This is a genomic window from Exiguobacterium sp. UBA3968 (assembly GCF_002385115.1).
Taxonomy (GTDB): domain Bacteria; phylum Bacillota; class Bacilli; order Exiguobacteriales; family Exiguobacteriaceae; genus Exiguobacterium_A.
Window position 1 is genome coordinate 1,150,334 of the sequence record NZ_DGCW01000005.1, and the last position, 26,113, is coordinate 1,176,446.

The window sequence follows — 26,113 nt, forward strand, 5'->3', positions numbered from 1 at the left end:
CTTCCTGTTCAACCGATTTTTTCGTAAAAGAAGCTTTGTTTCATCTTTAATCCAAATCGTTCTGGTTGGAAAATTTGTTCCGTTCCTCCAACGAACAGAATACCGCCTGGTTTTAATGCCTCGACGAACGAACGATAGACATGTGCTTTCGCTTCTTCCGTAAAATAAATCAGTACATTACGGCAGATGATTAAATCAAAACCGGTATCGTACCGGTCGCCTAACAAATTATGTTTACTGAAACGAACAAGTCGTTTGATTTCTGGAACAACTTCGAATGTCTGCTCTTGCTCGATGAAATATTGCTTTTTCCGCGCTTCTACGACCTCATTCAATGCGGAAGCTCCGTATCGACCAAGCTTCGCTTTTTCAAGGACAAGCTCATCCAAATCCGTTGCTTGAATCGTAAAAGCCGACGAATCGAGTCGTTCACTTAAGATCATCGCTAGGGAATACGGTTCCTCTCCCGTCGAACAGGCAGCACTCCACGTTCGAATTCGTCCATGTGCACGTGATTCCAAGACCGGTAAGATGTCTTGCTCCAATTGTTGCCAACGTATCGGATTACGGAAGAATTCACTGACATTAATCGTCATCCGATCTAAAAATTCTTCGTATAACGAGGTACTTTTGTCCATTGCCTGCATATAGGACGCAAACGTACTGTACCCTTTTTTGTCACGTAACGCTGTCAACCGTCGTTTCATCTGTGCTTCTTTATACTGACCGAGATCAATCCCTGATTTGATCTTGAATCTTTGAATGAAAAGTTCGTAATCTTCCAATTGGCACACCTCGCTCACTCTCGATATCAAATGGTCATCTCTTTGACCGGTTCAACTTATTTTCTATAGTAGCATAAAGCTATAGGCATTCCAAAAAGCAATTAACCAATCCGGTCAGTCCGTTTTACAAGAATACGACAAAAGGGATTCGATTGAATCGAATCCCTCCCCGCTTGTCCTACTATTCATGTATTAGACATTAACTGGCTGTCCTTGAAACCAAAGACCAAGCTCACGCTCCGCACTTTCGATACTGTCTGAACCATGAATGACGTTCTCACTCATCGTGTTCGCAAAATCACCACGGATCGTTCCAGGTGCTGCTTCAAGTGGTTTTGTTTTTCCGATCATCAAACGAGAAACGGCAACGACGTCTGCCCCTTCAACACGCAAAGCGACGACAGGACCTGACGTCAGGAAAGTGACCAACTCTCCAAAGAATGGTTTCTCCGCATGTTCCTCGTAGTGTGCTTTTGCGAGTTCTTCAGTGACGTTCATCATTTTCATTTCACGAATGATGAATCCTTTGCGTTCGATCCGTCCGATGATTTCCCCAATCAATCCACGTTCTACGCCATCCGGTTTGACCATTAAAAATGTCTGTTCCATCTCTAGTTCCCCCTATGAAATGCTTTTAGAAAAGCGCTTACATAGTCAGTTTACTGGCTTTTTAGAAGAACAGCAAGAAATTTTTGACAATCTTTATCCTTTTCGTTTACCAACGTAGCGCGCCACTTCTTCGAGCGATCGTTTAGCGGAAGATTTAGGTAAGGGTTCGAGCCGGTTGATGGCACGACGAATGTAAAGATCGACCGTTCGTTGTGTTCGTTCGAGGGCACCTGAAGTTTGAAGAAATGCTAGCAATGGTGCAACTTCTTCATGGGTAGGCATCGTCTCGATTTTCGAAAGACTTTCGTAAAAGGCAGCATCTTCCGCTCCATAAAAGACGGGTAACGTCTTATGTCCATGACGTAGATCCTCTGCCACTGGCTTACCAAGTTGCGTTCGATTCGCTGTGAAGTCAAGCAAATCATCAGCAATCTGAAAAGCGAGTCCGATATCTCGTCCAAACAGTCGTAACGCTTTCGTATCGGCCGCTGAACAATTCGCAACGATTGCACCTAGATGGCAACTTGCTTCAATGAGAATGGCTGTTTTTCGTTCAATTCGTTTGATATAACGTTTAATCGACTGTTCCCAATCATATTGATCATAGATCTGTTCAATCTCACCCTCGCAAATTTCACGCATCGTATGGACCATGACTTGGACCAGCTCTGGTTTTCCGACTTCTCCAATCAACCGAATCGCTTCCCCAAACAAATAATTGCCTGAATAAAGCGCCACTTCTTCATCGAAGTATTGCATAACGGTCGGTTTTCCTCGTCGTAGTTCAGCGTCATCAATGACATCATCGTGTACAAGCGATGCCATATGGACGAGCTCAAGACTTGCTGCTACACGGATCAGTTCATCTCGATCTGCCTCACCGAATTTAGAGGCTAACAATACGAACGCTGGTCGAATCCGTTTTCCACCAGCTTTCAGCAGTTGTTTTCCTGCTGCATCAATCGTTGGTTCCTCCGAAGCGATATGACTGATCAGAAAACGATCGACTAAATTAACTTCCTTCGTGACATCACGGTAGATGGAATGCAGTGACATCTCACCACTTCTTCCCAAGGTGCATCGCAGCAGCCCCACCCGCGAATGCTTTGACTTCCACTTGCATGAAGCCTGCCTGTTCGAAGAGTTGTTTCAGTTCGACACGGTCGAGGAACACTTCCGTTGATTCTTGTAACCAGTTGTATTGATCATACGATTTAGCAAGCAAACGACCTACTTGTGGCATGATTTTTCCAAAGTATAGCGAATATGCTTCTCGGAAAATCGGTGCCGTCGGTTGACTCGTTTCCAGACAGACGACCGTTCCACCTGGTTTTAAGACGCGATGCATCTCTTTAATGACCTGAAGGTAATCAGGAACGTTCCGTAAACCGAAACCAATTGTCACGAAATCAAATGAGTTGTCACCAAACGGTAAATCCATCGCATTTCCGTGAATCAATTCGATGTTTTTCATATCAAGCGCTTCTACTTTCTCCACGCCGACTTTTAACATGTTCTCTGAAAAATCAAGTCCCTTGATGACACCAGTCGGACCGGCTGCTTTTGCCAGTTGAATCGTCCAGTCTGCCGTTCCACAACAAAGATCAAGACATTTAGCACCTGGGAAGACTTGCATCCGGCGCATCGTTTCGCGTCTCCACAATTTATGCAGTCGGAAGCTGATGACTGAATTCATTTGATCATAGTTCGTTGATATCGATTGGAACACTTCATACACTTTTTTTTCTTTATCTTTTGTCTGCACACTGCTCACCCTTTCCAAGATCTCATGCTACCGCCATCTGTTCGAGATGCGATAACAGTAATTTCTGTGCGACCAGATCTAGCTGCTCTGCCTGTTGTTGAATGATCTGCCGTCCTTGTCGTGTCAGCCATTCTCGTTTGGTGATTGCCGCGAGTCCTTGCATTAATCCGAACTCTGCTGTTAACCATAAGAGAACCCGTTCTTCCGTTGATTCATAGTTCATTTCGTGTAAGGCACACTTCGCTTCATTGACACGTTGAATGGTCCGTCCGAGTGAGACAAGAATCTCTTTCGGCAAACCCGCTAATTGTTCGAAGAAGTAGCTCGAGAAAAGATCTCCAGCTAATACAAGAAGCTGTCTTTCCTTCGAACCGCGTAATGTTTTACTGACGCGTTCATGCAGACGTAAAGCGACTTGTGCGAAATGAATCGCTTTGACGAGTGCTTCTGAATCTAGCTTGTCATGTTGAGCGACATCAATCAACCAACGGATCTGTTCACGATCGATGGAAGGGAAATCCACATGTCGAGCCAATCGTGTCGTTTGTTTAGTGGTGAGTGCAGTGATGATTTCATCCACGCGCAGCTCATGTTGTTCCATGCTTTTACCCCCCGATCTCCAGTGCCATCTCGTTGATGGACGTTCTTCTTTTTTAATATACCATAATCGGCGGGCTTTCACGCTTCTGAATGTCCACAAAAAAGCCGCCCGAGAAAATCTCGGGCGACTATGTAGCCGGATTACTTCACAGCATCTTTCAATGCTTTACCTGGTTTGAAGGCAGGTACTTTGCTTGCTGGAATCTCGATATCTTCTTTCGTACGTGGGTTGCGACCTTTACGGGCTGCACGCTCACGGACTTCGAAGTTACCAAATCCAATCAATTGGACTTTCTCTCCAGACTGAAGTGTCTCAGTGATCGATTCGAATGTTGATTCAACAACTTTCGTCACGTCTTTTTTTGTAAGACCTGATTTTTCGACGACTGCTTGAATGAGTTCAGTTTTGTTCATTACTTTCACCCCCTCCCAATCACTTCTTCGAGGGTAATCATACCCTATAAACGTTGCTATTACAACATTTTCGTGTAAATAACGTTCAATTTTCAGATTCTTCGCTCGATTTCTCTGAAAACACAGGTTCGCCTTTTTCGTTTATCGTGTAGCTTTGAGAATAGGCAGGAACAAATGGTTGATCTTCATAAAGCAAATACCGAATATCCTGACCGACTTTCGGCTTTTTCTTCGCAGTTTGTACAGCTTTCTTCAACTCTGGCAAATAGTTGATGAAAAGACGACCTTGACCATCGACATAGATCGATAGCTTTTCATCTGAGTACGGACTTGGGACAGTCGGTTCTTTTTTGATGAATAACTTTTTATAGTCAAGGGTAAACTGATTTTTTCCGATGGAGCCTTTAAATGGGTACTTATCATTCTTCTTGCGATACGCATCAATTCGGACTTGAAGCTTCTGTAGTTCTTCCGCGACAAGCAAATCCATCAATTTGACAGTCGGCTTCGTCTCAACGTCGACCAACAAATAGATGAATGTTCCCCCGCCTTCGAAACTGTTCGTTGGTGGATCACTCATATAACGAGGTATCAGACGGCCCAGTTCGATTTGATAACGTTCCATGAGTGGCGTATCTGCCTCCATCGTTTTGATCGGCAAAACACCTGTGTCTTTCTGGTATGCATCGACGGCATCCTGAACGGTACGTAATTGTTGCGGATACGGCACGCGGTTCGACGGTTTCTGGCTGTCCGGAAAGAGACAACCTGATAATAACGTCACCGGAATGAGCATGAGTAGTACGAACCACTTTTTCATGCGCTCGGTCCCGCCATGACGATAAATACCATGATGATCGACGCAACGATGAAACAAACGAATGCCAAGGTTGACACGAGAATCTGCCAAATCCCTTTCAACTTCGTCCGACTGACCGTGACCAGCAAGACACTGATCGCAAAGAGTCCGATGCCAGCGAACGAAATCCACATTTTTAATAATCCTGGACTCAAGGTTTCCACCCCACTCCGTTAATCTTTCGTCGTGAAGAGATGCTCGATCTCATTTTTTTGTGGTCGTTGCATCAACTTTTTGACTTCTTCTTCCGGTGTATGACCGTCAAAGAGAACATGGTATAAAGCAGAAGTAATTGGGAGTTCACATTGTTTCGACTCTGCTAGATCATATGCAGCTTGTGTCGCACGAACACCTTCTACGACCATTCCCATGTTTTCAAGCACTGTCTCTAGTTTTTCTCCTCGACCGATGGCATTTCCCGCACGCCAATTTCGGCTATGGACAGAAGTACAAGTGACGATTAAGTCACCCATTCCTGTCAAGCCGGTGAACGTCATTGGGTTTGCCCCAAGCATCGTTCCAAGACGAGCCATCTCGACCATTCCACGTGTAATCAAGGCTGCCTTGGCATTGTCCCCGTAACCGAGACCATCTGTCATACCCGCAGCAAGTGCAATGATATTCTTCAGTGCTCCACCGAGTTCTGCCCCGATGATGTCCGCATTGAGGTAGACACGGAAGTTTTCATTTGTAAACAATTCCTGCACACGACCAGCCTCTTCTAAATCATCCGATGCAACGGTCACCGTCGTCGGTTTACGTAACGCAACCTCTTCAGCATGTGAAGGACCTGTCAAGACACAAACCGCTTTACGTTTCGCCGGGTCGACCTCTGCTTCGATCAACTCAGACAATCGAAGATGTGTCTTCGGTTCGATTCCTTTTGATGCATGAATCAGGACGACTGGTTCTGTCAATAGTTCATTTAGTTGACGAGAAACCGCACGAATCGCAGATGACGGTGTCACGATCAAAATATGTGTTGCGCCTTCGACCGCCACTTTGAGATCCGTCGTCGCCTTCAATGATTGTGGCAACACGACGCCCGGCAAGAATTGCGCATTTTCATGATGCTCATTGATACGGTCGACATTTGTTTGTTCACGACCGTAAAGAATGACTTCCTGATCATTATCGGCTAAGACGAGCGAGAGCGCTGTTCCCCAGCTTCCTGCTCCGATGACAGCGATTTTGGTCATACTGAATCACCTCATTATTGTTTTTGACGAGCTAAAATCCGGATTGGTGTACCTGTGAAATCAAATGCCTCCCGAATCCGGTTCTCGAGATATCGTTTATAAGAGAAGTGAAGCAATTCTGGATCATTGACGAACAAGACGAACGTTGGCGGACGCGACGCGACCTGAGTCGCATAGTTAATCCGTAAACGAACTCCTTTATCTGTCGGCGCAGGGTTCATAGCGACAGCATCGACGATGACATCGTTCAAGACACTTGTCTGAATCCGTTGCGCATGACTGTGCGCTGCTTGCTGAATGACTGGTAATAACGTTTGTAAACGACGTTTTGTTTTTGCTGAGACGAAGACGATTGGTGCATAGTCAAGGAAACGGAATTCTTCCCGAATCTCTTCTTGCATCTTTTTCATCGTCTTATCATCTTTTTCAACAGCATCCCATTTATTGACGACAATGATGACCGCGCGACCTGCTTCATGGGCATATCCTGCTACTTTTTTATCTTGTTCGATGATACCTTCTTCACCATCAAGAACAACACAGACGACATCTGCTCGTTCGATTGCTTTTTGAGCACGCATGACACTAAAGCGTTCTGTCGATTCATAGACTTTCCCGCGTTTTCGCATCCCTGCCGTATCGATGATGACGTATTCTTGTTCATCCCGCGTAAATGGTGTATCGATTGCATCACGTGTTGTACCAGCGATATTCGAGACGATGACACGCTCTTCACCAAGAATCGAGTTCGTCATACTTGATTTCCCGACGTTTGGACGACCAATCAAGGCAAACTTAATCGTACTTTCGTCATATTCCAACTCTTCTTTATCTGGTGCTAATTCAAGGACACGGTCGAGTAAATCACCAAGTCCAAGACCATGTGTACCAGAAATCGGGAATAAGTCTCCGAATCCAAGAGAGTAGAATTCATACATTAAATCACGCATCTCAAAATTATCCACTTTATTGACAGCTACGACGACTGGTTTGTTCGAACGGAACAACATGTTCGCGACTTCCTCATCCGCTGCTGTGATTCCTTCGCGTCCGTTCACCATGAAAATGATGACGTCCGCTTCATCAATGGCGAGCTCCGCCTGATGACGCATCATTTGAAGTAGGGGCTCATCCCCAACTTCGATTCCACCTGTATCAATCAAATGAAAATGACGATTCAGCCATTCTCCAGTTCCGTAAATACGGTCGCGGGTAACGCCTGGCTTGTCTTCTACGATTGAAACCCGATCTCCAATCACCCGGTTAAAAATCGTCGACTTTCCGATATTTGGGCGACCTACGATCGCCACGACTGGAATTGCCATCCCAACACCTTCTTTCTCTTCTCTCGCTTCATAGCCGTTCTATTGTATCAAATCAAACTCTCATATACCATAACAAACCGCATATAAAAAGCGGACACGCTTGTGTCCGCTTTGTGTCATCCTTTATTCTTTCGTCTCTGAATCGTCTTCTGTCAAGTCAGCGACAGAAAATCCTTCTGATTGATTCGAGTAATCCGAATAGTCCTCAGAAGACCCTTCTTCCTCTTCGAGAACACGTGTCGAGAGCGAGATCTTGTGCTCATCAAGACGCACTTCGAGTACCTTCGCTTCAATTTCTTGTCCTTCTTCAAGTACTTCTGAAGGCGATCCGATATGACGGTTCGCGATTTGTGAAATATGCAAAAGCCCTTCTACCTGCGGTGCAAGCTCAATGAAGGCACCGAACTGGACAAGACGACGTACACGTCCTTTGACAATATCCCCAGCTTCGATTTTCCCTTCCATCTGTTGCCATGGACCCGGTTGTGTTTCCTTGATCGACAACTTAACCTTTTCTGTATCACGGTCGACGCCAAGTACTTTGACTTCGACTTTCTGACCTTCCGTGACGATGTCCGAAGGACGTTCGACACGATGGTGTGCCATTTCCGAGATATGAACGAGACCATCGACGCCACCGATATCAACGAAAGCACCGAAATCTGTCAATCGTTGGACTGTTCCTTCTAGAACTTGCCCCACTTCTAGATTTTCGAGTGTCTCTTTTTTCTTCGCGTTCAATTCACCTTCAACGACGGCTTTGTGCGAGAGAATGACACGGTTCTTCTCTTGATCGAGTTCAACGACCTTGACGTCAATCGAACGACCGATGTAATCCGAGAAGTCCTCGACGTAATGCCGCTCGACAAGCGACGCTGGGATGAATCCACGGACACCGATATCAACGACAAGACCACCTTTAACGATGTCTTTCACGACAACTTCAAAGATCTCACCTGATTTATACTTCTCTTCAACTTGCTCCCACGCTTTAAGTGCATCAATTTCTCGTTTTGAGACGACGACCTCTTCATCCGTGATTTTCTTGACCTTCACTTGTAGTTCATCTCCGACGTTCAACACACCACGAATATCATCGAGATGAAGACTCGATACTTCGCTGATCGGTAAGATGGCTTCTGTTTTATATCCGATATCAATGAGTGCTTGCTTGTCTTCAATTTTCACGACCATTCCGGTAACTACCTGGTCCCGATGAATTTCAAAATCAGGCATATCTTTCATTTCTTCGACCATTCCAAAACAACCTCCTCACGATGAGTACAAGAAACGCCTGACACGTGTCAATGCGTTTATCCTGCTTCTAACTTCTTACAATTCTGACTATTTGTCAAGGTATTAAGCGTGATTGTAGTAGACGGATTTGATTTCGTCCATGATTCGATCAGAAATCGCTTTCGCAGCACCACGTTGATCACGTAAATCCGAAATATCGACCGGTTTTCCGATCGCGACGCGCATTCGTTTGAAAGGGCGATACGATCCAATGATGGCAATCGGTAAAATCTGAGCATTCGATCGTAAGGCGAAGAACCCTACACCGGGTTGTGCTGATGTGAATTCTCCTGGAGCAGAACGCGTTCCTTCTGGGAAAATGCCAACAGTCTCATCCGTATTTAACAGCTCGATCGTCCGTTTCAAGGCTTGACGGTCCCCTTGACCACGACCGACAGGATAGGTTCCTGCCGCAATCATCAGCTGCTTTAAGGCAGGGACTTTAAACAACTCCTCCTTCGCCATATAACGAACCGAACGTTTCGGTGGAATCGCACTGACGAGGAAGACGGGATCCCAATTTGAACTGTGGTTGGCACAGATGAGTAAGGAACCGTCTTTCGGAATATTCTCTTGCCCCGTCACCTTCAATCGGAAGACTGTTTTGGCTATGACCCAGACGACAAACCGCGCAATCCGATAAACGGTATCTTGACGTTTCATTTTAGAACACCTTCCGCTAGTTCCATCAGGCGAACAACGACTTGATCAATCGTCATCTCTGTCGTATCTAGATATAATGCGTCGTCTGCTTGGCGTAGAGGAGAGACTTCACGTTCACTGTCCCGTTTGTCCCGCAGCGCGATTTCTTCTTGAAGAACTGTGATATCGCTAGCCATCCCACGCGCGATGTTCTCCCGGTGCCTTCTAGCTGCACGCTCTTCCACAGTTGCCGTCAAGAAAACTTTTAATTCAGCATCAGGTAATACGACTGTACCGATGTCACGACCGTCCATGACGATGCCACCCTGATCTGCTAATTTTCGTTGCGCCGTGACGAGTGCTGCTCGAACTTCTTTTTGACGAGCGACGAACGATACATTATTCGTGATTTCGATGGAACGGATCGCATCCGTCACTTCGCGATCACCAATAAAGACACGTTGCCCGTTTTCGCCTGGTGTTAAACGAATATCAAGCGATTTCATCAATTCGCCAAGCACTTCTCCGTTGTTCAGATCAAGCGATTGTTCGAGTGCTGCGAGCGTAACGGCACGATACATCGCCCCTGTATCGATATATACATAGTCAAGGCGTGCCGCCAGTTGTTTTGCGATCGTACTTTTCCCAGCACCTGCTGGTCCATCTAATGCAATTTGAATCTTCTTCATCATCCATCCAATCCTTCCATCTTCCCCATATTTGATGGGGATTCATTCTTCCGAACGTTATCATAGCAAAAAAATGCGGTCAGGTGAATGGATTCATGCCCCTTCTTGAACTTTTCATTTGCATTTGATAACAGTGACGCAATACTAGCTCACGACTTCTGTCAGGAATCATTGTAAATTGGAATGCGAGTTCATACCGTTCTTCCCGTCGATCGATACGGACGAGCTCAGCAATAACATCTAACGTACTCGAAATACCGTCACCAGTAGGTAGAATGAATGTCATCTCTACCTCTTCCTCTTTTTGAATCGGTAACTGATCTGACAAAATCATCATGCCACCAGCCGATAAGTCAAGCGTCACCGTCGTAAACGGATCAAATTGCGTTTTATGCGGATGAACGGCGACATCGAGCATTTGTGGTACTCGAACGAATTGACGTCGTTGGATGCGCTCGATTTGATCATCACTTGGTCGCTTTAAGGCGTACCGCTGACCACGAAGTGGATCATTTTGTCGTTCCACGACGACCGTATCAAATCCAAATAATTTACCTTTTTCTTTAAAGAAGTAAAACGAAACTTCTTCGTGGTCTGACAAGATGAACGTTTTTAATGTCGCGACCTCACTTGGTGCCTCGATCCAAATCAATCGATTCGTTACGGCTGTTACTTTTGACCGTCCTTGTCGATCTTCACTATTCGAAAGCATTACTAAATCCCCGATTTCCATCATCCTACTTCGCTCCTACTTTCTATTCGATGCCATCTGAATGTTGTTTTTTTCGTTTGAATCGACGATTCAAACGGTTGGCACCTCGTACTTGAAATAATCCGATCGTCCATAAAATGATCATGAAGACGATTGGCAAAACAGATATACCACCATTTTCCAATATTAACAAATTAAATAAGATATGTGCAAATACCGGAATCGTTATCGATAAGGACAACCACCGATACGGGTGAGGCGAGAATTTCGCCATTCCCATGAAGAAACCCATGATGACAGCAAACAAAGCATGACCGGATACCGGTAGTAAAGCTCGGAATAGCATGTGTTCGACCGTTCCATTCACCATCAGATATAAGATGTTCTCAAGGGTAGCAAATCCAAGCGAGCACGCTACGGCATAGATGATCCCATCATAATAATCATTAAACCGTTGATGGATATACACGGTATAAAAGACGACGAACCATTTTGCAAACTCTTCTGTGACTGCTGTTCGAACCAATTGCACCTCTTCACGCCCACCAAACTCCGTTTGAACGATATAGTCGATGAACATCAAGGGAAAAACGAGTAAAATTCCAAAAATGAAGCTTCGAAGGATATATCCAACAGGCTCTGATTCATGTTCGTGACGTAGATAAAAATAAGTTAGGAGTGCGATGCCTGGGGCAACTCCGGAGAAAACGATTTGAATCACGCTTCCTCTCCCCCTTTCTTCCTCTCCATAAGAATAAAGGTTTCTTGGAAAAAAGAAAACGTCCTCGTTGTTTCGGGAGGGAAAAAGGTTACAATATGGAAGAACTAATTGAATATGCTATAGAAAGTAGGTGAAGGTCTTTTGTCTTTTGACACAGACCATTTAGAATGAAATCATTATTATTAATTCATACGGGTGGAACGATTGCGATGGCGCAAGATCACTCCGGTCACGTCTTACCGAATGACATCAATCCACTGGATGCTTCACTACCTCGAGCGACGGATATCGCAAACATCACAACGCGTCATTTTTCAAATTTACCTTCTCCACATATGACGCCCGACATCATGCTACGTTTGGCACACTTCATCGAAAGTGAACTTGCTAAGGAACACTACGATGGAGTCGTCATCACCCATGGGACGGATACACTTGAAGAGACCGCTTATTTCTTGCATTTGACAATTGGTGCACCTGTTCCGATTGTTTTGACTGGAGCCATGCGTTCATCCAACGAAGTCGGATCGGATGGCGAGTTTAATTTGATCACGGCACTCCGTGTCGCAGTTAGTGAAGCAGCGCGTGAAAAAGGTGTTCTCGTCGTCTTTAATGGTGAGATTCATTCGGCATTCAACGTCACGAAAACGCATACGTCATCCGTCGATACGTTTAAATCGGTTCACTTCGGAAATCTTGGCATGGTGACGAAAGATCACGTTTACCTATTCAACACGCCACTTCTGAAGCAAACACATATGGTAACCTCGCTCTCTAAACGTGTTGCTGTTTTGAAAGTATATGCCGGAATGGAACCAGATTTATTACTAGCCGTGAAACAACTCGGTTACGATGGACTCGTACTTGAAGTTCTCGGTCAAGGGAACGTCCCTCCGAGTATCGTCGATGCCATTGCCGAATTGATCGCAGTCATGCCGATCGTCATCGTTAGTCGATGCTTCAATGGAATCGTGCAAGATGTTTATGGATATACAGGTGGCGGTCAACAGTTAAAAGAGATCGGTGTCATTTTCTCAAATGGACTGAACTCACAAAAAGCACGACTTAAATTAATGATTGAACTCGAAATCAATGCGACCCAATCAGAACTCGAAGAGTCATTCAGGGTCGAATAAATGAAAAAACCTCTTGACTCGGAACTCATCATTCCGAATCAAGAGGTTTTTTTAGACGTGAATTGATAGACCACGTAATCGTTCGACGAGATGATTCGCGATGTTCGCGCCATGAAAACGTCCGTTTTCAATGAATATCTTATTGGCATCGTATCCTGCTGCAACGACGCCGGCAATATAAATCCCAGGAACATTCGACTCCATCGTCTCTTCATCATGACTCGGAACACCTGTCTTGCGATCGATTGCGATACCAGCATCAGCGAACAAGCCGACGTCTGGTGTATAACCCGTCATCGCAAATACGAAATCTGCTCGGACAGTCCGCTTGTCTCCCTCCACTCGGTAAACGACTTCTTGGTCCGTGATTTCCTCGATCATCGCGTCAAACACCATCTTGACCTTTTCCGAACGAACGAGTGATTCGAAGTTCGGCAAGACCCATGGTTTGATCGATGGACTATACTCGGGTCCACGATAAAGTACAGTTACGCGTGCTCCTGCTTTTTCAAGCTCGATTGCTGCATCAACACTTGAATTCTTCCCACCGATGACGACGACATCCTGATCAAAGTATGGATGCCCTTCCGTAAAATAGTGCGATACGTGGGGTAACGTTTCTCCTGGGACGTCCATTCGGTTCGGTAACCCATAATAACCTGTCGCAAGCACAACAGATCGTGCTTCTCGCTGTTTCTTCACTCCAGAGCGTTCTGAATGGATGATGAAGCGATCCGCCTGACGTTCAATGTGCTCGACCGTCTCAAATGGACGAATCGTCAACTGCTTTCGTTTGACGACTTCTCGATAATAGACGAGTGCATCGAGACGACGTGGTTTTAATTCCTTATTGATGAACGGCACGCCACCGATTTCTAATTTTTCACTACTTGAAAAGAACGTTTGATGCGTCGGATAACGATAGATCGCTTCAACGATATTTCCTTTTTCGAGCACTTCGACGTCTAGTCCTCGATCTTGCATTTCGATCGCTGCCGATAAACCACATGGTCCTGCACCGATTACGATACAATCTAACATTCGAATATCTCCTCTTCCGGTTGCTTTTTTTTATATCTTAGCAAATCTCATCAAGAGACGAAAGAAATTGCAATAGGAAAACACCCGCTCCTCATCTAGAGGAACGGGTGATACGTATTTTTAACGTTTAATTAGACCCAACCACGGAAACGGGATGCTTCTGCCATTTTCCGCACACCTACCATATAAGCGGCGAGACGCATATCGACATTTCGCGTCTGTGCTGTCTGATAGACTTGGTTGAATGAGTTCACGAGGACCTTTTCGAGTTTCTCGTGGACTTCCTCTTCCGTCCAGTAATACCCCTGATTATTCTGTACCCATTCGAAGTAAGAAACCGTTACGCCACCACTCGAAGCAAGAACATCCGGAACGATCAAAATGTCACGTTCTGCAAGAATTTTCGTCGCTTCGTTCGTCGTTGGACCGTTTGCTGCTTCTACGACGATCGCTGCGTGGATATCATGTGCATTGTCTTCTGTAATTTGATTCTCGATTGCCGCAGGAACAAGAATATCACATTCGAGTTCAAGCAATTCTTTATTCGAGATCGTATTTTTGAACAATGTCGTAACCGTTCCGAATGAGTCGCGACGGTCCAGTAGATATGGGATGTCGAGTCCGTTCGGATCATGAAGTGCACCGTAAGCATCACTGATGGCGATGACTTTTGCACCTAAGTCATACATGAACTTCGACAAGAAGCTACCTGCGTTCCCGAACCCTTGAACGACGACGCGTGCTCCTTCAAGTGTAATGCCTTTTTTTGCTGCCGCTTCTCGGATCATGATTGCGACACCTTTCGCCGTTGCTGTTTCACGACCGTGTGAGCCACCAAGAACGAGCGGTTTTCCTGTGATGAAACCAGGAGAGTTAAATTCATCGATCCGGCTGTACTCATCCATCATCCAAGCCATGATTTGTGAGTTCGTGAAGACGTCAGGTGCTGGAATATCCTTTGTCGGTCCAACGATCTGACTGATGGCACGGACATATCCACGGCTGAGACGTTCGATTTCGCGGAAGCTCATCTCACGTGGATCACAAATGATCCCGCCTTTCCCGCCGCCATATGGTAAATCAACGATACCTGCCTTCAGACTCATCCAGACGGATAATGCTTTGACTTCGACTTCCGTCACGTTTGGGTGGAAACGAATTCCCCCTTTTGTCGGTCCAACAGCATCGTTATGTTGCGCACGATATCCTGTGAAGATTTTCGTCGAACCATCATCCATTCGCACCGGAATCCGGACTGTCAACATCCGGAGTGGTTCTTTAAGTAATTCATACATTTCGTCTGGATACCCTAATTTCCCTAGTGCTTCCTTGACGATTTCTTGTGTTGCTTCCAGTACGTTCTTGCGATGATTCGCATGTTGTTGGTCAGTAATCATTCCAACGTTCCTCCCCATAAGTGGCATCCCCTATGCCGTTTCCTTGTTCGGATAAAGTATACTCTTTTCTCGAACGTAATGAAAGGGGTTACGCCCATATTTGTAAGCGCTTTCTCACTTCTTTTCCTAGGATATCAATGATTGGATTACTTGATTTGGGCGTGGCGTTCAATCGCTAATTCCATGAAATACTCGACCAATTCCGGATATTCGATACCAACTGCTCGTGCTCCGTCCGGGAATAAACTCGTTGACGTCATACCTGGCAATGTATTCGTCTCTAAAATAACTGGATTTCCGGACTCAGGAACAAGGAAATCTGACCGGGAATACCCAGCACAACCCAGTACTTGATGTGCTTTGACGGCCCACTCCTGAAGTGTTGCTGTCGTCGTCTCATCTAGTTCGGCAGGGCAGATATGCTCTGAACCTCCGATTGCATATTTCGATTCGTAATCATAAAAGGCATTCTTCGGAATGATCTCGATGACCGGTAATGCTTTTTCTGCACCTTTATGACCAACGACTGGAACCGTCACTTCGCGTCCTTTAATGAATTGTTCGACGAGAACCGCATCATCGGCTTCGAACGCTTTTGCAATCCCCTCACGTAACATCGTCTCGTCTTGTGCGATTGTCAATCCATTCGATGAACCTTCTTGTGCTGGTTTAACGACACAAGGGAATTGACCATTCCATTCTGCGATTTTCGCCTCGACATCATCTTCACGTTCTAATAATACATCACGTGCAATCGTGATACCCGCTTTATCAAAGTGAACTTTTGAACGTGCCTTATCCATCGCAAGTGCTGACGCTAACACACCTGAACCTGTGTATGGAATATTCGCAAGTTCAAGTAACGCCTGCACGCGTCCATCTTCACCAATTTTCCCATGAAGAGCGATGACAGCCACATCTACATCCAGCTGGAAGAGTTCATGTGCTCGATCAGGATGGAAATCAACAGCCGTGACTTCATGTCCTTTACTGTTTAACGCTTCCATGATTGATTTTCCACTGTTTAATGAAACCTCCCGTTCACCTGAAGTCCCACCATATAACACTGCCACTTTCATCCTACTTCACTCCTTCTTCTTACGTTCAATGATTATCATACCATCCTTCTGACCACGAAAAAATACAAAATGGTGCCACTTCTGGTAGAAGATAAAAAGGTGCGACATTGCCTGACGAGGCAATGTCGCACCTAATGTTCTAAATGTGGAATTGTTCCGCAATCGTGGCAATGGCTTGTTTCGATTGAATCGTTTTTCCGTACTCTGACATGACGAGCGGACTTTTCGGGCTCGGTTCCCCGTATTCTGACAAAATCGTCGTCACCGTACGCTCGAGCGCGTCATTCATTCGTTCCTGGAAATAGAGATAATAGCTGCCTTCGAAGAAATAAAGACTACCGCCTGTCTCCGTGTACGACATATGTCGTAATAACCCATGGCTCGCTTGAATGACATCTTCGAGCGAATTCAAGGCATACAAGACATGATGGACGATGTCGACCGTCATGCGAATTTCGACTTGATCAAATTCGTCATTCATCTCTTCCGGTAGATCACCTTCACGACGCACATCAACGAGCATGCCGTCATTCGGAAAGAATGTGACGAAAAATTCGAGTGTTCCTGCTGCCTGAAAACCAAAATTCGATTCAGCTTCCTCTAATAAATTGCGCAATAGAGCTTGTCCCTTCCCAACGGCCAACGTTTCTGGTCGGACATCGTGAAGTGATAACTCTTGCTTCGTAATGAAGACACGAAGGTGTCCTTGTTTCATTTGTTCAAACCTCATATAGACTCCTCCAGTCAAGACCGGAAACATAGGTGTCTCCGTTCGCTATGAACCATACTATACACCAGATACCGGAGTGAGTCGACTTAACCAACTTTTCCACGATTGATCGTCCGCACCAAGTAAGTGTGGTCCGTATCGTTCCGGAAGCTGATCGACCGCGTATCCTCCAAGTCCAATTTCAAGATTCGGAAAATCAGCCATCAAACAGTCTAATGCTTCATCAAGCAATGGTAAATGATCGGATAACGTACACGATAAGATGACAGCTTTCGGTTGCAATTGATGTGTCACGGCTACTAAGTCCGGCACCGGAATACCGGAACCGAGAAAAATCACATCAAAACCCGATTGCCGCAAGTAGAGTGTGAAGAAGAGTAGTCCGAGCTCATGTTCTTCTTCTGGTGCACAGACACATACGATTCGCGGCAAGAACGGATTGATCGGCATCTGTAGTGATAACGTCGAAAGACGGGCTCTTAAGAAAGCTGTTGCAAAATGTTCATGCGCAATTGTAATCTCTCCTGACTCCCATTTCAGTCCGATTTCATGTAAGAGTGGACCAACGATATCTTGAATGACTTTATCGAAACTAAACATCGAGAACGCTTTATTCATGATGTCATGCGCGTGTCGTTCTTCGAAGTTCGTCAATGCACGGAATAACTGATCTCGTAGTTCGACTCCGTAATCATGGGGCACTTCAGCTCGATTGACAGGCATCTCATATAATTGAATTGCCTTTGAAACCGACAATCCTTCTTTTTGTTTATCGACGATCCAACGCAATTTCGCAACGTCACTATCACTATAAATGCGATGCCCGGATTCACTTCGATCCGGATCAAGCACTTGATATCTCCGCTCCCAAGCACGAATGGTCGTCGGGTTGAGTCCCACCAACGCAGCGACTGCTTTGATATTGTATTTCCCACGATCCATGCATCGTGCCTCCTTCCCCTTCCTTTCTAGTATACGCTGAAAGGAAAAAAATCTCCGTTCACAATGTGCCTTTACATCATGAAACCGATGGAGACGAAGGCGATGATGATCGTGATCATGAGTACCGTTAGCGTGATTGCTAGCGGATTTTTTCGAAATGGTTGCTTCAGTCGTTCATTTCGAACGTGTTCGATTCGCGAGGAACGTGGTGGTAAGAGTTGCTCCTCTTCGTTCTGATGTAACCGCCGTTGATCTTGTTTACTCAATGTTCATCACCTTTTCTTGAAAAAAATAAGGATATTTTCTAGTTTACACCGAATCTAGTGACGAAAAAAAGACTTGTTCTAAACGCTTTTTCCAATTTACCGTTTGAAGCACCTTACTCTTCACGGGATCCTGCCATTCGATCGTACCGCATATATCACAACAACGTGGCTGAACGATTGCCGGTTCATCAAAATGATGCAATAACATCTTACGGCGACATTCATTCCGGTGAATATAGTCCATCATCTGGCTGACTTCTCGTCCTTTGAGCTGTTTTCGTTCCACCTGCCATTGCATGATACGTTCCTTCGACCAGCCATTCTCAAGTTGCGATTTCAGTAACCGATATGCTGGATCTTCCGGATTGAGGTGTAGACGAGTCTCGATTTTCGCGTAGGATTCACCTCTTCTCCCCCCTTGTTGTAACTGATCAATCCAAAGGACAGGCGCATATTGTGTCTCAATCAGAAAGGTTTGTAATTGTTCATCCTGAGGAGCATAAAGCAAGATCGCCGTCGCCTCTTTTCCGTCCCGACCGGCACGTCCGATTTCCTGCATATAAGCTTCAAGCGTCGCCGGCATCGTGTGATGGATAACTGTACGAACGTTTCCTTTATCAACACCCATTCCAAATGCGCTCGTACAAACGAGACAGTCCATTTCATCATGAAGAAACTGTTGTTGAACAAGCTGACGGTCTTCCATCGTTAATCCGGCATGATAGTAGGTTGCCCCTTCAATGATTCCTGCAATCCGTTCCGCTTCTTTACGCGTTGTCGTATAGATGACACAGGGACGAACGATACGTGTCATCCAACGGTCGAGTGCTGCGTCTTTTTCTTCTCGATCGACGCGATCCACGATGTATTGGATTTCCGGTCGATTGACGGAACGACGGATGACATGCGGTTCTCGCATCTGCAATTGTATTCGGATATCTCGTTCGACAGCTTGAGTCGCTGTTGCGGTTAAGGCGAGGCACTGCGGAAAACCTAGTTCCCGGCGAATTTGCCCAAGTCTTGCATACTCAGGTCGAAACTCGTGTCCCCACTGCGAGATACAGTGGGCTTCATCGACGACGAATAGCGCGATGTCGACCTGTTTCAGACGAGCCCGTATTTGTGGTAACGCGAGTTGTTCCGGTGATAAGTAGAGATACCGTAGATGTTCGAGTACGGATAAGATTTGCTCTTTTTCTTCTCGCGTCTCAACAGATGTTAATTTTGCGACAGAACGTTCTCCCCGACGTTTGATTTGCATGACTTGATCCTCAATCAAAGAGAGCAGCGGAGACAAAATCAATGTCAGTCCCTCTCCTTTTACATACGAAGGAAACTGATAACAAACAGACTTTCCTCCACCTGTCGGTAAAATTGCTAACGTATCTGTTCCATTCAGGATGGATTCGATGATTTGGCGTTGTCCAGGTCGGAACGCTTCATAACCGAAATGTCGATGCAATAACGCTTCCATTAACTTCCCTCCCATTTACTACGAGCTAAGACCAATCGAATTTGAAAATAGGATACGTCTGATTGCATCACGCTTTTGATTCGCTTGAGCGCATAAGTTTTGAGTTGTTGTGCGATATGTCGAATTTCTTCTTGTTGAGCCGTATCAACGAAATGATCTAACGGAAAAGTGGGTGCATACATTGCAATTTCAACAAGATGGTCTTCCATCGTGCTATTTTTTAGACGTCTTCTGACCGCAACATCTTCAGCAGTGAGTCCTTGTTGCAATAATTCCCAAGTCGTTTGAGCAGACTGCGTCATCTTCGGAGTGTGGAGACTGGCTCCGATTTGTTGAATGAGCGGTGTACTTTTTAAGTCATTGATGCATCTTCGCCAAGCTATGATAAATTCGAACTGGACCGTCTCGACATCTACCTTCATCATTCGTGCCAATTGAGGATATGACCATCCCGTTTGCACACCTGATAATCGATGACTGATCAATGTCGCATCTCGTTCCGGTAAGCGCTCAAGGAGGAGCATCAATTCTTGATACATCTGCGCTAACCAATCTGCTCGATTCGAGATGGTCGGAAGAACACTCTTGACCCACTCCCGAACGATCGTCTCTTGTTGCACGGGAATGAATGGTTGTTGCGCTTCTAGACAAATTACCGTTTGAACGAGAAGACTGAGCCGTTTCCACATCATTTCAGCATATCCCCGAAGTTCACCACCAAGTTGATCAATGATTACTCCATCCATTTGTCCTACTAGTCGAGCGCCTTCGCTCGTCAGTCGAAGTGTCTCTTGCCGTTCGATCCACTTTTTCTGAGCGAGTTCCGTTAAAACCGACTCGAATCGCTGTTTACTGACTAATACGGTACCGAACGTCGACTCTAAATCATAAAAATGAGCATCTTGAAGAGAAGTGGCTGACTTCTTCCCTTGAAAAACATGATAAAGACTCCGGTCCGAACGTTCGTCTCGAAGACGCTGAATCGATTCTAGAAAAATGCGCTCTAGTAATGAAATTTCCATCTGCCACGCTCCTTTCTGATATATAGTGTTTATCGATTTGAAGATGATACCTCATCCATTTTCTTTTCGTTACGTTTTAGACATACTGTTTGCGGGCATGTGATGATATATACATTTTCTGTTATCACTTACGCTTCGTCATTGAAATGCAACGATGAGTCCGATACAATGACATATAGATGAGAACAGCGTGTTTCAATAATGTTTTCGTATAGAGAGGAGACCGTTCAATGGCTAAATTTACGATTGTCGACAAAGATACTTGCATCGCTTGTGGTGCTTGTGGAGCAGCGGCACCAGATATCTATGATTATGATGATGAGGGTTTGGCATATGTCATTCTTGATGATAACAATGGTACTGCCGAAATTCCAGAAGCATTATTCGACGATATGATTGATGCATTTGAAGGATGCCCGACGGATTCAATCAAAGTAGCAGATGAATCGTTCGAAGGCGATGCGTTAAAATTCGAATAAGTGAATAAAAAAAGATGTTTCCTTGCGAAACATCTTTTTTTATTGGTCTTTTATTCACGCGATATATCTATCAATCATTAAAAAAACCGGGTGTCGCCATTTGGCAACATCCGGTTTCTAAGTGGTAAAAAATTTAGCGTTTTCCTTTGATATATGGTACGCCAACAGCTTTTGGTGCATCCGCCCGACCAACGACACCAGCGAGTGCTAGGATCGTCAAGAGATACGGTGCAATCAATAGATACACTTGCGGAATTTGATCGAGTAACGGCAATTGCTGACCGATGATTGAAATCGCTTGAGCGAATCCGAAGAATAGTGCAGCACCCATAGCCCCGAGTGGATTCCATTTTCCGAAGATCATCGCCGCAATCGCGAGGAACCCTTGACCGAGGATCGTCGTCACACTGAAGTTCAGTGAGATCGATGTCGCATAAACAGCACCAGCAAGACCACCGAAACCACCAGAGATCATGACACCGATGAAACGCATCTTCGTGACGTTGATCCCCATTGTATCTGCCGCCATCGGATGTTCCCCGACAGAACGTAAACGAAGACCAAATGGCGTCTTGAAAATGATGTACCACGCGACGAAGGCAAGGATGATCGCGATATACGATGTGTAGTAGACGTTCGCGAAGAACATCTTCAGCACAGGAATATCGGACAAGAATGGCACGTTCTCTTTTGAGATTCGGTTTGGAATCGAATCCGTTTGTCCTTTTCCGTAAAGCGCCCGGACGAGGAAGATGGCAAGACCGACTGCAAGCAAGTTGATCGCAACTCCAAGAACCGTTTGATCAGCCCGGAAAAGGATTGCCGGAATCGCAAGGAAGAGCGAGAAAACTGCTCCGACGACAATCGCAATGAGCATCGCAAGCCAAGGACTCGCAGCACCCAAGCCCATTTTTGATAGCGTCAATGCCGTGACGACACCCGTGAAGGCACCCATGACCATTAAACCTTCTAACGCGATGTTAACGACGCCAGAACGCTCACTGAAAATGCCGCCAAGTGCTGCAATGATCAACGGAGCCGAATAGGCAAGTGCGATTGGCACGATGATATAAAGTACTTCAAGAAAGCCCATTACTGACCGGCTCCTTTCGCTTTTTTAGATTCTTTCTTAACTGCGAACTTCTCGATGACGAGACGAATCGCGTATCCAGAAGCCACGAAGATGATGATGAACGCAATGATAATTTTGATCAGTTCCGGTGGAATACCAATCTGTTGCATCGACAGACCACCGATATTGAGTCCTGCAAATAGTAATGCAGCGAGCACGACGCCGATCGGATTATTCGCACCTAACAAGGCAACCGCGATCCCGTCGAATCCAACACCAGTGAAGGACGCATTCAGCGTCATGTTTTGGAACGTCCCAAGACCTTCCATCGCCCCAGCAAGACCAGCGAACACACCTGAGATGACGAACGATAAGATGATATTGCGGTTAACGCCCATCCCTGCATATTCAGCAGCATTCTTATTGAATCCAACAGCTCGAAGTTCATAACCGAGTGTTGTTTTCCAAAGAATAAACCAGAAGACGAGTGCAGCGATGATTGCGATGAAAATTCCGTTATGAAGACGTGAGAAATCCGTGATCTCTTGTAAGAACGGCGACGCAAGTGATGCTGATTCCTTGATTGTCTCCGTCCGCTCATTCGTAATGCCGATGACATGACGTAAAATATCGTTCGTGACGTATAACGCGATATAGTTCATCATGATCGACGTGATGACTTCATGTACGTGGAATTTCGCTTTTAAGATACCAGGAATCGATGCCCAAAGCGCACCTGCTAAACCTGCTCCAATCAAAGCGAGTGGTAAATGAACAACTGTCGGCAAATCAAACTTGATTCCAATCCAGACTGCAACCATCCAGCCGACGAGTACTTGACCTTCGACACCGATGTTAAAAAGTCCTGTCCGAAAAGCAAACGCGACAGCAAGACCCGCGAAGATCAATGGAGCCGCCGCACGCAATGTTTCACCGATGCTGTACGGTTCGCCAAAAATACCATAGAATAATTGATCAAACCCAGCAATCGGATCATACCCACCAATGAGCATGACGATTGCCCCGACGACCATCCCAAGCACGATGGAAAGAATCGGAATGAGGATGCCGTAAAAACGCTCTAACTTCATGAATGACCTACCTCCTCTTTCTTACCGCCGGCCATCAGGAAGCCAAGCTCAATTTCGTTCGTTTCTTTCGGATCCAAGAAGGCCACTGTTTTTCCTTCATATAACACGGCAATCCGGTCAGAGACTTGTAGAATTTCTTCGAGTTCGAATGAAATCAACAAGACAGCACGACCTTTTTCGCGCTCAAGAACCAATTGTTCATGAATGAACTCGATTGCCCCAACATCAAGACCACGAGTCGGCTGAGCCGCAATCAGCAAATCTGGTGAACGATCGACTTCACGCGCGATGATCGCCTTCTGTTGGTTACCACCAGACAAGGCACGAGCGAACGTCTCTGGGCTTGGAGTTCGGACGTCGAACTTCTCGATGAGCGTTTTGGCTTTTTCCATGACTTGTTTATAGTTCATGATGCCTGCTTTTGAGTACGGTTGTTTGTAGTACGTTTGTAAGACCATGTTATGTCCAATCGAATAATCAAGGACAAGTCCATGTTTATGTCGGTCTTGTGGGATGTGACCGACACCTGATTCCGTTACTTTCCGTGGCTTCAGGTTTTTAATCGATTTGTTGTTGAGGAAGATTTCGCCACTGTCTGCTTTACGAAGACCTGTAATGGCTTCAATCAATTCCGTTTGTCCGTTCCCGTCGATTCCGGCAATTCCAACGATTTCTCCGGCACGAATGTCGAGATTCAACCCATCGACTGCTTTGATGCCACGACCGTCCTTGACGACTAGATTCTTGATATCGAGGACGAGTTCTTGTGGAGTTGCCTTGGAATACTCCGCATTAAAGTTGACTTCACGACCTACCATCATTTCAGCAAGACGCGACTGTGTCATCGTCTCATCGATATCGACCGTGCCGATATATTTACCACGGCGAATCGTCGTACAGCGATCAGCTACTTCCATGATTTCTTTCAGTTTATGCGTAATGAGGATAATCGACTTTCCTTCCGCAATCAAGCGATTCATGATTTGAATCAATTCTTTGATCTCTTGCGGTGTCAAAACAGCAGATGGTTCATCAAAGATCAAGATGTCTGCCCCACGGTACAACGTCTTCAAAATTTCAACACGTTGTTGCATTCCGACTGAAATATCCTCGATTTTTGCATCAGGATCAACAGCAAGACCATACTGTTCAGAAATCTGGCGTACCTTTTCACGCGCCGATGCACGATCAATCTTAATCCCTGTACGTGGCTCTGCACCTAAAATGATGTTTTCAGTAACAGTGAAATTTTGAACGAGCATGAAGTGTTGGTGCACCATGCCGATTCCAAGATCATTCGCGACGTTCGGACTCGTAATATTGACTTTTTCACCACGTACACGAATTTCTCCAGCCTCAGGCTGATACAAACCAAATAAGACGTTCATCAGCGTCGATTTTCCGGCACCGTTTTCACCAAGTAAAGCGTGAATCTCACCTTTCCGAAGCTGGAGCGTGATATTATCATTTGCGACGAAATTGCCAAACTCTTTTCTGATGTTCAGCATCTCAATGACGTATTCCAAGAAAATCCACTCCCATGTTTAGTTTAAAAGGGGAGTCGCAATGCTAGCGACCCCCGCTTTCATTATTATTTAAGTGACGCTTCGTACTCTTTATACTCGTCGTCAGTCGATGGAACTTTAATGTCACCATCGATGATTTGTTTTTTGTACTCTTCGACTTTGTCGAGTGCTTCTTTTGAGACATTGTCTTTTGAAGGAGCGATATCGACACCGCCGTCTTTTAGACCGAACTCAACGACTTTACCTGCTGGGAAGTTGCCGTCCTTCGTGTCTTTCGCGACTTGCTCTACTGCTGTATCCACACGTTTGACCATTGATGTCAATGTGACGTTCTCTGGCATACCTTCTTCGACTTGGTCACGGTCTACACCGATAACCCAAACATCTTCACCGTTCTTTTTACGGTTTTTCGCTTCTGTGAATACCCCTTGTCCAGTACCACCAGCTGCGTGATAGATGACGTCGACTTTTTTACCGTACATACCTGAAGCGATTGCTTGTCCTTTTTCTGCAGCGTTGAAATCTTCTGCGTATTGAATTTCGATTTCCGCTTTCGGGTTAGCCGCTTTAACACCTGCTTTAAATCCGCTTTCGAACTTTTTGATCAAGTCCGAGTTGACACCACCGACAAATCCAACTTTATCCGTTTTCGTCGTTAGACCTGCAACGACACCAACGAGGAACGAACCTTCGTTTTCTTTGAAGACGATTGAAGCGACGTTTGGTTTATCGACGACTTGGTCAACGAGTGCGAAGTTGTTCTTTTTGAACTGATCCGCTACTTTACCGATATCTTCAGCCATCAAGAAACCAATCCCGAGAATTAAGTCGTATTTTGCACGTGCTAATTGCTGAAGGTTCGGTTGATAGTCTGATTGTTTTGCAGATTGGAGATATTTATAGCCAGTACCTTCTTTTAAGTCATTGTCTTTCCCGAACTTTTGGATACCTTCCCAAGCAGATTGGTTGAATGATTTATCATCCACGCCGCCTGTATCTGTAACCATACCTACTTTAAAGCCTTCTGATTTGCTGCCGCTACCTGAATCTTTCGAATCGTCGTTGCCACCACATGCTGCAAGGACGGAACTCATTGCTAAACCTGTTGCTGCTAATGCGAGAAGTGACTTCTTTTTCATCTGGAAAAATCCCCTTTCGAATATGGTCATACAAAGTTCAAGACTACGTCTAGCACCTGAGGCTGGCGATGAGGAGCGTTACGTAGGTTTTGACGGGAAGCGC

At 45.5% G+C, this 26,113-nt stretch carries 29 protein-coding genes; 2 read left to right on the top strand and 27 right to left on the bottom strand.

The window, feature by feature from the left end:
- Window positions 1–8 precede the first annotated feature (8 nt).
- The 15 genes from B3S86_RS07810 to prsW form a co-directional block, all read right to left on the bottom strand.
- A complete protein-coding gene (locus B3S86_RS07810) occupies window positions 9–785 on the bottom strand; it encodes a CheR family methyltransferase (protein ID WP_035407169.1) in 777 nt (258 codons plus the stop codon).
- A 192-nt stretch (window positions 786–977) separates the two neighbouring features.
- Window positions 978–1,394, bottom strand: a complete 417-nt coding sequence (gene ndk / locus B3S86_RS07815; protein ID WP_035407166.1) for a nucleoside-diphosphate kinase — start codon at window positions 1,392–1,394, stop codon at window positions 978–980.
- A gap of 93 nt (window positions 1,395–1,487) precedes the next feature.
- Window positions 1,488–2,450, bottom strand: a complete 963-nt coding sequence (locus tag B3S86_RS07820; protein ID WP_035407163.1) for a polyprenyl synthetase family protein — start codon at window positions 2,448–2,450, stop codon at window positions 1,488–1,490.
- Between the two features lies 1 nt (window position 2,451).
- Window positions 2,452–3,159, bottom strand: a complete 708-nt coding sequence (locus B3S86_RS07825; protein ID WP_035407160.1) for a demethylmenaquinone methyltransferase — start codon at window positions 3,157–3,159, stop codon at window positions 2,452–2,454.
- A 22-nt stretch (window positions 3,160–3,181) separates the two neighbouring features.
- Complete coding sequence (locus tag B3S86_RS07830) at window positions 3,182–3,760, bottom strand: heptaprenyl diphosphate synthase component 1 (protein ID WP_290751244.1); 579 nt, start codon at window positions 3,758–3,760, stop codon at window positions 3,182–3,184.
- Between the two features lie 140 nt (window positions 3,761–3,900).
- On the bottom strand, window positions 3,901–4,173 hold the full coding sequence (locus B3S86_RS07835; RefSeq protein ID WP_012370671.1) for an HU family DNA-binding protein: 273 nt from the start codon (window positions 4,171–4,173) through the stop codon (window positions 3,901–3,903).
- A gap of 85 nt (window positions 4,174–4,258) precedes the next feature.
- The gene (locus tag B3S86_RS07840) at window positions 4,259–4,993 is read right to left on the bottom strand and encodes a hypothetical protein (RefSeq protein ID WP_035407154.1); all 735 of its coding nucleotides are present in this window, start codon (window positions 4,991–4,993) and stop codon (window positions 4,259–4,261) included.
- Entirely contained in the window at window positions 4,990–5,187 is a 198-nt protein-coding gene (locus tag B3S86_RS07845) for a DUF2768 domain-containing protein (protein ID WP_231496841.1), read from the bottom strand. Before B3S86_RS07845 ends, B3S86_RS07840 begins: the two co-directional genes overlap by 4 nt.
- 18 nt (window positions 5,188–5,205) lie before the next feature.
- Window positions 5,206–6,231 (bottom strand): NAD(P)H-dependent glycerol-3-phosphate dehydrogenase, encoded by a 1,026-nt coding sequence (locus B3S86_RS07850; protein ID WP_035407152.1) that lies wholly within the window; start codon window positions 6,229–6,231, stop codon window positions 5,206–5,208.
- Window positions 6,232–6,245: 14 nt separating this feature from the next.
- Complete coding sequence (der, locus tag B3S86_RS07855) at window positions 6,246–7,556, bottom strand: ribosome biogenesis GTPase Der (RefSeq protein ID WP_029342014.1); 1,311 nt, start codon at window positions 7,554–7,556, stop codon at window positions 6,246–6,248.
- A gap of 123 nt (window positions 7,557–7,679) precedes the next feature.
- On the bottom strand, window positions 7,680–8,813 hold the full coding sequence (gene rpsA, locus B3S86_RS07860) for a 30S ribosomal protein S1 (RefSeq protein ID WP_056062180.1): 1,134 nt from the start codon (window positions 8,811–8,813) through the stop codon (window positions 7,680–7,682).
- A 102-nt stretch (window positions 8,814–8,915) separates the two neighbouring features.
- Window positions 8,916–9,515 (bottom strand): lysophospholipid acyltransferase family protein, encoded by a 600-nt coding sequence (locus tag B3S86_RS07865; protein WP_290751258.1) that lies wholly within the window; start codon window positions 9,513–9,515, stop codon window positions 8,916–8,918.
- Window positions 9,512–10,186, bottom strand: a complete 675-nt coding sequence (cmk, locus tag B3S86_RS07870) for a (d)CMP kinase (protein ID WP_290751261.1) — start codon at window positions 10,184–10,186, stop codon at window positions 9,512–9,514. The genes B3S86_RS07865 and cmk overlap by 4 nt, the downstream gene beginning before the upstream one ends.
- A 76-nt stretch (window positions 10,187–10,262) precedes the next feature.
- On the bottom strand, window positions 10,263–10,919 hold the full coding sequence (locus B3S86_RS07875; protein WP_035407143.1) for a flagellar brake protein: 657 nt from the start codon (window positions 10,917–10,919) through the stop codon (window positions 10,263–10,265).
- A 19-nt stretch (window positions 10,920–10,938) separates the two neighbouring features.
- The gene (gene prsW / locus B3S86_RS07880; protein WP_035407140.1) at window positions 10,939–11,616 is read right to left on the bottom strand and encodes a glutamic-type intramembrane protease PrsW; all 678 of its coding nucleotides are present in this window, start codon (window positions 11,614–11,616) and stop codon (window positions 10,939–10,941) included.
- 167 nt (window positions 11,617–11,783) lie between these two features.
- Between prsW and B3S86_RS07885 the strand changes: the two genes are divergently transcribed.
- Complete coding sequence (locus tag B3S86_RS07885) at window positions 11,784–12,752, top strand: asparaginase (RefSeq protein WP_056062186.1); 969 nt, start codon at window positions 11,784–11,786, stop codon at window positions 12,750–12,752.
- A gap of 51 nt (window positions 12,753–12,803) precedes the next feature.
- Here B3S86_RS07885 and B3S86_RS07890 read toward each other — a convergent pair whose 3' ends face one another.
- The 8 genes from B3S86_RS07890 to B3S86_RS07925 form a co-directional block, all read right to left on the bottom strand.
- Window positions 12,804–13,793, bottom strand: a complete 990-nt coding sequence (locus B3S86_RS07890; protein ID WP_056062188.1) for a YpdA family putative bacillithiol disulfide reductase — start codon at window positions 13,791–13,793, stop codon at window positions 12,804–12,806.
- Window positions 13,794–13,924: 131 nt separating this feature from the next.
- Window positions 13,925–15,190: a Glu/Leu/Phe/Val family dehydrogenase gene (locus B3S86_RS07895; RefSeq protein WP_035407132.1), complete on the bottom strand. Its 1,266-nt coding sequence runs from the start codon at window positions 15,188–15,190 to the stop codon at window positions 13,925–13,927.
- Window positions 15,191–15,336: 146 nt separating this feature from the next.
- Window positions 15,337–16,269 (bottom strand): D-alanine--D-alanine ligase, encoded by a 933-nt coding sequence (locus B3S86_RS07900; RefSeq protein WP_214854453.1) that lies wholly within the window; start codon window positions 16,267–16,269, stop codon window positions 15,337–15,339.
- Window positions 16,270–16,408: 139 nt separating this feature from the next.
- Window positions 16,409–16,999, bottom strand: a complete 591-nt coding sequence (locus B3S86_RS07905) for an adaptor protein MecA (RefSeq protein WP_035407127.1) — start codon at window positions 16,997–16,999, stop codon at window positions 16,409–16,411.
- Window positions 17,000–17,056: 57 nt separating this feature from the next.
- Entirely contained in the window at window positions 17,057–17,941 is an 885-nt protein-coding gene (locus B3S86_RS07910) for a MerR family transcriptional regulator (RefSeq protein WP_035407123.1), read from the bottom strand.
- A 71-nt stretch (window positions 17,942–18,012) separates the two neighbouring features.
- Window positions 18,013–18,207: a hypothetical protein gene (locus tag B3S86_RS07915; protein WP_035407120.1), complete on the bottom strand. Its 195-nt coding sequence runs from the start codon at window positions 18,205–18,207 to the stop codon at window positions 18,013–18,015.
- 43 nt (window positions 18,208–18,250) lie between these two features.
- A complete protein-coding gene (locus B3S86_RS07920) occupies window positions 18,251–19,681 on the bottom strand; it encodes a RecQ family ATP-dependent DNA helicase (RefSeq protein WP_290751285.1) in 1,431 nt (476 codons plus the stop codon).
- Window positions 19,681–20,703 (bottom strand): helix-turn-helix domain-containing protein, encoded by a 1,023-nt coding sequence (locus B3S86_RS07925; protein ID WP_290751288.1) that lies wholly within the window; start codon window positions 20,701–20,703, stop codon window positions 19,681–19,683. The genes B3S86_RS07920 and B3S86_RS07925 overlap by 1 nt, the downstream gene beginning before the upstream one ends.
- Before the next feature lie 230 nt (window positions 20,704–20,933).
- Between B3S86_RS07925 and B3S86_RS07930 the strand changes: the two genes are divergently transcribed.
- Window positions 20,934–21,182, top strand: a complete 249-nt coding sequence (locus B3S86_RS07930) for a ferredoxin (protein ID WP_029342027.1) — start codon at window positions 20,934–20,936, stop codon at window positions 21,180–21,182.
- Window positions 21,183–21,315: 133 nt separating this feature from the next.
- Here B3S86_RS07930 and B3S86_RS07935 read toward each other — a convergent pair whose 3' ends face one another.
- From B3S86_RS07935 to B3S86_RS07950, 4 genes are all read right to left on the bottom strand, one after another.
- Window positions 21,316–22,275: an ABC transporter permease gene (locus tag B3S86_RS07935; protein WP_035407114.1), complete on the bottom strand. Its 960-nt coding sequence runs from the start codon at window positions 22,273–22,275 to the stop codon at window positions 21,316–21,318.
- Window positions 22,275–23,345 carry an ABC transporter permease gene (locus B3S86_RS07940; protein WP_035407110.1) on the bottom strand — a complete coding sequence of 357 codons (1,071 nt, stop codon included), beginning with the start codon at window positions 23,343–23,345 and terminating at the stop codon, window positions 22,275–22,277. Before B3S86_RS07940 ends, B3S86_RS07935 begins: the two co-directional genes overlap by 1 nt.
- A complete protein-coding gene (locus B3S86_RS07945; protein ID WP_035407107.1) occupies window positions 23,342–24,871 on the bottom strand; it encodes an ABC transporter ATP-binding protein in 1,530 nt (509 codons plus the stop codon). The genes B3S86_RS07940 and B3S86_RS07945 overlap by 4 nt, the downstream gene beginning before the upstream one ends.
- Before the next feature lie 65 nt (window positions 24,872–24,936).
- Window positions 24,937–26,010: a BMP family lipoprotein gene (locus B3S86_RS07950; RefSeq protein ID WP_035407104.1), complete on the bottom strand. Its 1,074-nt coding sequence runs from the start codon at window positions 26,008–26,010 to the stop codon at window positions 24,937–24,939.
- Window positions 26,011–26,113: the final 103 nt, after the last annotated feature.